General features: G+C 57.8%; 1 protein-coding gene. It reads left to right on the plus strand.

From position 1 onward, the window contains the following. Positions 1 to 81: 81 nt before the first annotated feature. A complete protein-coding gene (locus ACODRZ_RS26790; RefSeq protein WP_010339851.1) occupies positions 82 to 624 on the plus strand; it encodes a MarR family winged helix-turn-helix transcriptional regulator in 543 nt (180 codons plus the stop codon). The last annotated feature ends 70 nt before the right edge of the window (positions 625 to 694 follow it).

Raw genomic sequence — 694 nt, forward strand, 5'->3', positions numbered from 1 at the left:
CATGACCTGCCTTCATGCTTAGACAGGCGTGATATATGCGCTGCGCATACACTATACGCCGTCAATGAATGAGGCAACCCTTTGAACGTACTCTCGGACCGGCTCGTCAATCTGTTCGGCGCCCTCGCAGTGGGCATCACCGATCGAATTAAGAAGGCGGCATTCGACCCGACGATACCCGGCGGTGGCGAAACCACCGCGGCGATCGTCGTCATCGGTCACGCGACCGGTCTTTCGATCGACGAATTAGGACGGGTGCTAGGCTTGTCCCACGCGGGGACGGTGCGGCTTGTCGATCGATTGGTTGCAGCCGGGTTCGCCGTTCGATCCAAAGCGCTACGGGACCGTCGTGCAGTAGCGCTGATGCTCACTGAGGCAGGCGAGACTCGCCTATCTGCGATCCTGCAACGAAGAAACGAGACTTTATCCGAAATCCTTAGCCATGTCTCGAATGCTGACCGCCTCGTGCTGGAACGTATTGCCGAGACAATACTTGCGCAGATGTCTGACGACGCTGTCTCGGCGCTGACGATATGCCGGCTCTGCGACGAGAGGCGATGCTACAACTGTCCGATGGATGCCTTTGGAATGCTGGAGTCGTCGACGCATAGAGTCGACCCATAAGTGCGCGCAGAGACGCTTAGACCCCATGACTGCCAGAGCCTCGGAGGCTCGAATCTGAGATGCTGATGAT

The organism is Novosphingobium sp. FG90 (genome assembly GCF_057808725.1).